This is a genomic window from Flavobacterium sp. (assembly GCF_028712645.1).
Classification (GTDB): Bacteria; Bacteroidota; Bacteroidia; order Flavobacteriales; family Flavobacteriaceae; genus Flavobacterium.
In genome coordinates this window covers 1-8,903 of the sequence record NZ_JAQTPQ010000145.1, presented here as the reverse complement: position 1 = coordinate 8,903, position 8,903 = coordinate 1, and the positions used below count along the sequence as shown (strand labels likewise).

Genomic DNA, 8,903 nt, shown 5'->3' with positions numbered 1-8,903 from the left:
GCTAATGAATCAGCAGAAGATGAGATTTTGACAGACCCAAGATATATTAGAATTACTGATTTTGGTAATGATGGAAAACTTAAAAATAATACTTTTAAATCATTGCCAATGTCCAAAGCAGAAAATTTTCTATTGAGTGACGGAGATATTCTTTTTGCTCGTAGTGGTGCAACAGTAGGCAAAACATTTTTATTTAAAGATTATTCTGGAATAGCTTGTTTTGCTGGTTACTTAATTAAAGTATCTTGTGATACTGAAATTATGAAATCAGAATTTCTATATGAATTCACTAATTCTGGTGGCTATGAAAACTGGAAGCAATCTATTTTTCAACAATCAACGATTCAGAATATTGGTGCAGATAAATATAATCAACTTAAAATCGCAGTCCCTTCCATAGCAGAACAAGAAGAAATTATTCGCTTTATTTATATTAAAACGAATGAAATAAATGACTTGATTACTAAAACCCAACAAGAAATCGAATTATTAAAAGAATACAAAACAGCTTTGATTAGTGAAGTTGTTACTGGTAAAGTTGATGTAAGAGAAGAATTAAAAAACAATATATGAGTACTGGCACACATATTCCTTTATTTTTATTTGGCAATGGTTTGTCAATGGCATTATCTCCAGAATTTTCATTAAAAACTATTACTTCTAAATTCATTGCAGGACTTGAGGGAGATGAAAAAGATTATTTGTGTGAACTATGTGGTGGAGAAGAGAATTTAAGTTTTGATGATTTTGAACTTAATTTTTCAATGATAGATGATGCTTATGGTAATTTAAGAAAATATAGAAAATTTATTGATTCCAGTGCAGGTAAGACTTTGCTTAATAAATTTAAATTGATTAATCCCAACCTTCAACAACATGAGAAAATCATTAAATCCTTATATGATAAATATGTGTTTCAAATACTGAGTCTAATTCATGGAAATGTAACTCAAAAAGGAATTCAAGAAAAACTTGGTGGTTTTACATCATTCTTATCTACTCAACTTAATAAAAGTAAAAAAGGTTATGTATTTACTTTAAATTATGATTTACTAGCAGAAACAATTTTATTGGAAAATATTGGTTCAGATAAATTAACGGATTTCTGTGCTTCTGCAAATGTATTTAAGGGAACTGGCATAAGAAAATTTGACTTTGACCCAGCAATGAATGAAAGTAGACATGGAGAAATAAATATAGAACTTCATCATTTACACGGCTCTTTGTCATTGTTTTATGACTACAATCGAAATAAAGTAATAAAGTTTAAAAGTGAAGATATTTTCACAAATGATATTTACAATAAGATTCATGATGAAAATTGGACTTTATATCCAGCTATTATTACTGGTGGTGGAAAATCGACCAAGATGACAGAATATCCATTTGAGTTTTATCATAGAAATTTAAAAGATAATTCAACCTATGTTAAATATAACAAGTTATTTATTGTTGGATATAGTTTTAGAGATGAACACATTAATGAATTAATTAAAAGATGGATTGATAAAGTAGAAGATTATAACAAAGGATCGTTAATAGTTGATTACAAATCTACTGAATCTGAACAAAAAGATTTTATGGAAATGGTGAAAATTCAATTAAAAAAGAAATCATTTCCGAGTTCATGTTTTGAATTTAGAGGTGTTAATTTTATTTATGATATAGAGGGTACAATAGCTAAACCAATGAAAAAATAATGGCAAAGGGCATACATACAGAACTAACCTTTGAATCTGCAATCGAAACTTCATTGCTGGAATCTGGTGGTTATAGAAAAGGTTATTCAGAAGATTTTGATGCACAATTGGGTTTGTTTCCAAAATACATAATCGACTTCCTTAAAGCTTCACAACCAAAATCTTGGGAAAAATTATATAATATCCATAAAGATGAGATTGAGAAAAAAGTAGTTATACGATTAATCAAAGAAATTGACCTTAGAGGTATTTTGGATGTTATCCGAAATGGATTTACTGATTATGGTGTGAAGTTTCAAATGGCTTATTTTAAGCCCGAAAGTACATTGAATCCTGATGCGGAAATACAATATTTATCTAATCATTTATCGGTCACTAGACAGCTTTATTATGAGCGAGTGGGTAAGAATTCATTAGATATGGTATTGTCTTTGAATGGTCTTCCAATAGCTACAATTGAACTTAAAAATCAATTCTCAGGACAATCCGTTGATAATGCCAAAAAGCAATATGTGTATGACCGTGAAGCCAGTGAACCCATCTTTCAATTCAAGAAAAGAACGCTGGTACATTTTGCAGTTGATACGGATGAATGTTTTATGACTACTAAATTAGATGGGAAACGTACTCGTTATTTACCGTTTAACATAGGAAGTAATAATGGTGCTGGAAATCCAGTTAATAAAGAGGGTTACAGAACTTCTTATTTGTGGGAGCAAGTTTGGATGAAAGACAGCTTCATGGATATTATTAGTAAATTCCTTCACCTAAGTGTGGAAGAATTTGAAATGAATGGGGTTAAAAAGAAAAAAGAAGCTATCATTTTTCCAAGATTCCATCAAATGCAAGTGGTACGAAAAATTACCAATGATGCCAAAGCTAATGGAGCTGGTAAAAACTACTTGATTCAACATTCTGCTGGTTCAGGAAAATCCAATTCAATTGCTTGGTTATCTTACAGATTATCGAGTCTTCACGATGATGCAAACAATAGAATTTTTGATTCGGTAATTGTAATAACTGACCGTAAAGTATTGGATTCACAGTTGCAGACTACCATTTATCAGTTTGAACACAAAGATGGTGTGGTTCAGAAAATAGACAAGGATTCACAACAACTTGCCGATGCACTTTCAGCTGGTTCAAACATCATAATTACCACACTTCAAAAATTTCCATTTATTCTGGATAAAATCGGGGAATTGCCCTCCAGAAAATATGCGGTTATTATTGATGAAGCCCATTCCTCTCAAGGTGGTGAAGCAACCAAAAAAATGAAAGAAGTACTTTCAGCTAAATCATTGGAAGAAGCTGAAAAAGATGAAGCTTACTCAGGATTGGAAGAAGATGCCGAAGATGAAATAAGAAAATCTATGTTGGCACGTGGGAAACAAACCAATCTCAGTTTCTTTGGATTCACTGCAACACCAAAGCCAAAAACAGTAGAGGTATTTGGAACTATGGGAAGCAATGGCAAGCCAGAACCGTTTCATTTATATTCAATGAAACAAGCCATTGAAGAAGGTTTTATTTTAGATGTGTTGAAGAATTACACCACTTATAAAACCTATTTCAAATTATCGAAAGAGATTGAAGATGACCCAAAAGTAAATAAGAAAAAAGCATCCAGAGCCATTGCAAGATTTATGTCTTTGCACCCACATAATTTAGCTCAAAAAACGGAAGTAATGGTGGAACACTTTAGACAAATAGTCTCCAAAAAACTTGGTGGTAAAGCCAAAGCAATGGTGGTGAGTAGCTCTCGACTTCACGCAGTGAGATATAAAGAAGAATTTGATAAATACATCCAAGAAAAAGGATACAAAGACATAAAAACCATTGTTGCATTTTCTGGAAAAGTGATACACAACTTTGCCCCAGAAGGTGTTACAGAAGTGGAATTAAATGGTTTTAGCGAAAAAATGCTCCCAAAGAAATTTGCATCCGATGAATACCAATTATTGTTGGTTGCTGACAAATATCAAACAGGATTTGACCAGCCCTTATTGCATACAATGTATGTAGATAAAAAATTATCAGGTGTGAAAGCGGTTCAAACACTATCCAGATTAAACAGGATGTGTGCTGGGAAAGAGGACACATTTGTGCTGGATTTTGCCAATGACACCGATGAAATTTTGAATTCGTTTCAACCTTATTATGAGCTTACATCCATCAAAGAAAACTCAGACCCCAATCATTTGTATGATTTAAAAGGAGAGATTGAAAAAGCAAATATTATCTGGGAATCAGAGATAAATAATTTCTGCAATGTGTTTTTTAAATCTGCCAAAACACTATCAGTTTCGGAGCAAGGCAAATTGAATTCTTACATTGACCCAGCAGTGGAACGATTCAAACAATTACCATTAGAAAATTCCAAAGACGATGTTATTGGAACAGAAATAACACAGGAAGATTTTAAAAACACACTGCAAAGCTTCAATAGAACCTATTCGTTTTTGACCCAAATTATGCCGTTTTCGGATGTTGAATTAGAAAAGTTATTTACCTACACCCGATTCCTGTATAAAAAGTTACCCAGAACTAGTGAAAACGATAAATTCAAATTGGGTGACGAAGTTTCATTGGAATATTACCGACTTCAAAAGATAGCGGAAAATAATATTGTAATGGAAGACCAAGCTGTTTATGAATTGGAAGGTGGTGGTGAAGCTGGAATCAGATTATCCAAAGAAGACCAAGTGGCATTATCTGAAATAATCGATGTTTTGAATAAAAAATTCGGAACAGAATTTAGCACCGCTGACAAACTCTATTTTGACCAAATATATGAAGAACTGATTGCAGATGATAGTCTAGGTCTACAAGCCAAATCCAATACAATGGAGAATTTTAAATATGGTTTTGAAGATAAATTTATGGACACTACCATAAGCAGAATGGAACAGAATCAGGATATTTTTACCAAAATGATGAATGATAAAGAATTTGGAAATATTGTAAAGGATTATATGTTGAAAAAAGTATACCAGCAGTTTAGACGATAATTAATGGTGTTTTAATGGACACAAATTAGCATATATTAAAAAACACTAAACTCTATGTAGCAAGTTTAGTGTTTTTTTATTCCACACATTTTTAAGTAATCACCAAGGTGCTGTTTCAACTTTTGGAGCAATATCAAACTCTTCTATAAAAACTTCCTTGAGAATTATTTCGAGTTTACGTTCGTAATCTACTGTAGTTATCAAACAATCGTGCAAACTAAATATGGGAGCTACCCTCCAGTGTCTGGCATTAAACCTTCTCGCCACTTTATCCAACATCAAACAAGATTCCATCTGAAACAACAGATAAGATAAAGACTTGTAGCCAAACTTTTTCTTAAACAAAATCAACGCATCTAATAGATTTGGGAATTTCTTCCTGAAAATATCTTGAACTTCTTTATAGCTGTCTATGTCAGCAAAAATCATCGCCAACAAGTATTTTTTGGCAATTTTACGAACCTGTTTATACGAACCATTAAATTCGTCATTAGAAACTGATTTAAACATACATTTTAACTTGTACCAATTAAAAGTGCTTTTAAAGTCACTAATGAACAACTCATAGAATTCACCCGAAACAGATTTTTCTTCTAGCAGTTCCTTCTCAATCATATCAAGGCTTTCGAGAGTTTTTGCAACAGTTAGTGGATTAAGAGAGTAATTGATATTAATTCTATCTTCTTTAATATGATTATTAATTATCATAGCTATAAAATAGATGATTGAATTGCTTAAATCAACTTCGGCTAGTTTTTTATCATCATAAGTTAAAAACCTTCTGTAAACCTTAGGCAATTTGGTAATGTTCGAATGGATTCTTCCATCCTTGTCAAGAACATTATAAATCCTATAACAACCATTTTTTAAATCGACCAATTGATTAAGCTCATTAACGTATTTACCATAGTCTTTATGCTCCAAATATCTTTCTTCACAAAAACACACTGCTTCATCAAAATTGATTTTTAGCCTGTCTTTATCAAAATACTTGCCTAGAAATCTATATTTACCATTTCTTACTACACTTGGCAAAACTGTAAAGGAGTCTTTAACTTTCTTTATAAGTTTAGGGGCTGTTATATATTCCACTTTTAGCCGTTGCTTTAAAAAAATAGGATTCAACTTATAACTATATGATGTTTTACCCTGTATAAACCTCTTACTATAGAAAACGCTTAACTCAATTTCTTCATACCTTGTTCTGCTTTTTCTTAAAGTAAATTTAAAACTGTTAGCCCTCAAAAAATCTATGTGTTCTTTATGTTTTGCGTGTGCTACAAGTATTTTTTTTGAATTAATTGGCTTATACACCTCCTTAATACCTGAAAATTTGATTCGTTCTTTAGAATCATTTTCCTTATATGTAAATGCTATCTTGCTTAACACCAAATGAATTAGATATTTCAAATAGTCTGGGTCAAGATTTGGAGAATGGACACTTACTAAATCTTCGATGTCCAATCCCTCTGGTATCAATACGGCAAATGATTTCATCTAATTATACTAATTAAGTTTTACCATTGCTTTATCGACATCTGACCTCATATAATACACCCGATTGGAAAGACCATAAGGAACTAGTATTCCTTTGTTCTTCCAGTGCCATAATGTACTTAGGTCTACTTTTAAGAGTTTGGCTGTTTCTTCACGAGTTAAATACTCTTCTTGTGGTGTTTTAAAAAGACTAGCAAACTCTTTTAATTGTGCTTTAATTCCTTTTAGAATTTCTTCTTGTAGCTGTTGAGGTGTTACCTCAATAAGTTGTAATGTTCCCATATTAAAATGATTTAAATTAAATATGGGTGCAAGAAACTTTAGGTAATAATTAGGGATTCCCTAAATAAATTGAATAGCATTGAATCTTACAATTTAAACCCTAATTCAATTAATTTTAACTTGATTTCTAGAACCTTTTTTTCATTCTCCAATGGGTTGTTTTTTTGACTAGTACTGGGATTGTCGATTGGATTTATTGCTGATTGAATAGATGTTGCTTTCTCACTAGTTATTGCACTAATTACGGTTGCTAATGCGTTTTTGGACATATTAAATGGCTGTTTGGATGATAAATAATCGTATATCCCTAATAACCTTAAATAAATTATTTTTTCATTCAAACTTGTATCACTTAGGTCTAAAGCAGACTCTTGCTCAATTACCTTTTGAATTCCTTTTTTACCAACGCTTATTATTTTTCCATATTCATTTTTTCTTACTTTATAAAGAAACCCTAATGATTCTAATCTTTGAATTAGAAACTCTTTTCTTCTGGAAATGGATTTATTTAGCTGTTCTCTTATATCCTTTCCTAATATTGAATCAACATTATACTCTAAAGTATCCATCAATTCCGTTTTCACAAAATGCGATTCATTAAACAAATCTTTAACATTATCATTAATGAAATTCTCTAATCGTTCAAGATAAGTTGATTCATATATATTGAATGGACAACCAATAAAATATTTCCCTTCATCCACAAATTTATTATACTCTTTATCAAAGCTTGTAGTTATATCATAACCATAGGAATTTCCAGTATCAGGATTAATTGTGTCTTCAAATTCATATACACCAAACCTGTAATCATCAGAATCCCAGCCTTGTGTCATTTCATAAATATTACGACTATATTTATCATTTATACTTCTTGTTGTTTCAAATTCTGTTGGTATCATTTGTTTAATATTAGAAGTGTTTCTTATTACTATATAATATAAATTTTGTAGTTCCTTTCAATGTCGAAGTCGGGAAATTACAACAAAGTTAAAAAAGTAAAGGGAATGAAATTTATATGTTATAGTAAATTAGGTCTTAAAAGAGAACAAAATTAATTTCTTTGGAGTCCTAAAAGACAATAAATATTTAGTTTTTTCGAGGTTACTGACTAAATACTGACTAAAGTAAAAATAAAAAATCCCTAACTAATTGATAGTTAGGGAATTAGGTGCGGGTAATAGGACTCGAACCTACACGCCTTGCGGCACCAGATCCTAAGTCTGGCATGTCTACCAATTTCACCATACCCGCAAAATTGTGAGTGCAAATATAAACATATCTTCTTACTTTCAAAGGAAATTATTCAAAAATATTCAGTCTCTTTTTTGTACTTTTGAAAGTATTAAAATTTAACAAAATATGGAAACCATAAAAGCATACGTTCAACAGCACAAAGACCGTTTTATTAGCGAATTAGTCGAATTGTTGAAAATTCCTTCCGTAAGTGCTGACGCTGCTTACCATCAAGATATTATCAAAACTGCCAACGCTGTTAAAGCAAGTTTAGAAAAAGCAGGCTGTGATTTTATAGAAATTTGTGACACACCCGGAAACCCAATTGTGTATGGCGAAAAAACTATCGACAAAAATTTACCAACGGTTTTGGTTTACGGACATTACGACGTGCAGCCAGCCGATCCAATCGAATTATGGACTTCGCCTGCATTTGAACCTATCATCAAAAAAACAGACATTCATCCCGAAGGTGCGATTTTTGCACGTGGTTCTTGCGACGACAAAGGCCAAATGTATATGCACGTGAAAGCATTGGAATATATGGTGCAGTCCAACACTTTGCCTTGCAACGTGAAATTCATGATTGAAGGCGAGGAGGAAATTGGCTCTAAAAGTTTAAGTTGGTTTGTAGAACGCAACCAAGAAAAACTAAAAAACGATGTGATTTTAATTTCGGATACGGGAATGATTTCCAATCAACAACCTTCAATTACTACTGGATTGCGTGGTTTGAGTTATGTAGAAGTCGAAGTTACAGGACCAAATAGAGACTTGCATTCTGGATTGTATGGTGGTGCAGTGGCTAATCCTATAAATGTTCTGGCAAAAATGATTGCTTCGCTTCACGATGAAAATAACCACGTTACTATTCCTGGTTTTTACGATAAAGTAGAAGAATTATCTCTAGAAGAAAGAGCAGAAATGGCAAAAGCACCTTTCAATTTAGAAGACTACAAAAAAGCATTGGACTTAAATGACATTTATGGCGAAAAAGGTTATACAACCAATGAAAGAAATTCAATCCGACCAACACTTGACGTCAACGGAATTTGGGGCGGATATACAGGAGAAGGAGCTAAAACAGTTATTGCAAGTCAGGCTTTCGCCAAAATTTCGATGCGATTGGTTCCAAACCAAGATTGGGAGGAAATCACCGAATTATTTACCAACCATT

At 32.1% G+C, this 8,903-nt stretch carries 7 protein-coding genes and 1 tRNA gene; 4 read left to right on the top strand and 4 right to left on the bottom strand.

All coding sequences use genetic code 11. From position 1 onward, the window contains the following. From PHC28_RS11705 to PHC28_RS11695, 3 genes are all read left to right on the top strand, one after another. On the top strand, nucleotides 1–573 hold a 573-nt coding region (locus PHC28_RS11705), incomplete at its 5' end, for a restriction endonuclease subunit S (RefSeq protein WP_300100438.1). Further along, complete coding sequence (locus tag PHC28_RS11700; RefSeq protein ID WP_300100435.1) at nucleotides 570–1,700, top strand: SIR2 family protein; 1,131 nt, start codon at nucleotides 570–572, stop codon at nucleotides 1,698–1,700. The genes PHC28_RS11705 and PHC28_RS11700, both read left to right, overlap by 4 nt. After that, nucleotides 1,700–4,711 (top strand): DEAD/DEAH box helicase family protein, encoded by a 3,012-nt coding sequence (locus tag PHC28_RS11695; protein WP_300100432.1) that lies wholly within the window; start codon nucleotides 1,700–1,702, stop codon nucleotides 4,709–4,711. The genes PHC28_RS11700 and PHC28_RS11695 overlap by 1 nt, the downstream gene beginning before the upstream one ends. A 99-nt stretch (nucleotides 4,712–4,810) precedes the next feature. Here PHC28_RS11695 and PHC28_RS11690 read toward each other — a convergent pair whose 3' ends face one another. The 4 genes from PHC28_RS11690 to PHC28_RS11675 form a co-directional block, all read right to left on the bottom strand. Further along, nucleotides 4,811–6,208, bottom strand: a complete 1,398-nt coding sequence (locus tag PHC28_RS11690; protein ID WP_300100429.1) for a hypothetical protein — start codon at nucleotides 6,206–6,208, stop codon at nucleotides 4,811–4,813. 9 nt (nucleotides 6,209–6,217) lie between these two features. Beyond that, nucleotides 6,218–6,490 (bottom strand): helix-turn-helix domain-containing protein, encoded by a 273-nt coding sequence (locus tag PHC28_RS11685; RefSeq protein ID WP_300100426.1) that lies wholly within the window; start codon nucleotides 6,488–6,490, stop codon nucleotides 6,218–6,220. Between the two features lie 86 nt (nucleotides 6,491–6,576). Continuing rightward, nucleotides 6,577–7,392, bottom strand: coding sequence for a hypothetical protein (locus PHC28_RS11680; RefSeq protein ID WP_300100423.1), 816 nt, complete (start codon nucleotides 7,390–7,392; stop codon nucleotides 6,577–6,579). A 270-nt stretch (nucleotides 7,393–7,662) separates the two neighbouring features. Continuing rightward, nucleotides 7,663–7,744, bottom strand: a tRNA-Leu gene (locus tag PHC28_RS11675). Nucleotides 7,745–7,852: 108 nt separating this feature from the next. On the opposite strand from PHC28_RS11675, the gene PHC28_RS11670 reads away from it, so the two are divergent. Next, nucleotides 7,853–8,903 (top strand): M20/M25/M40 family metallo-hydrolase (locus tag PHC28_RS11670; protein WP_300100420.1); only part of this gene is annotated, 1,051 nt, incomplete at its 3' end.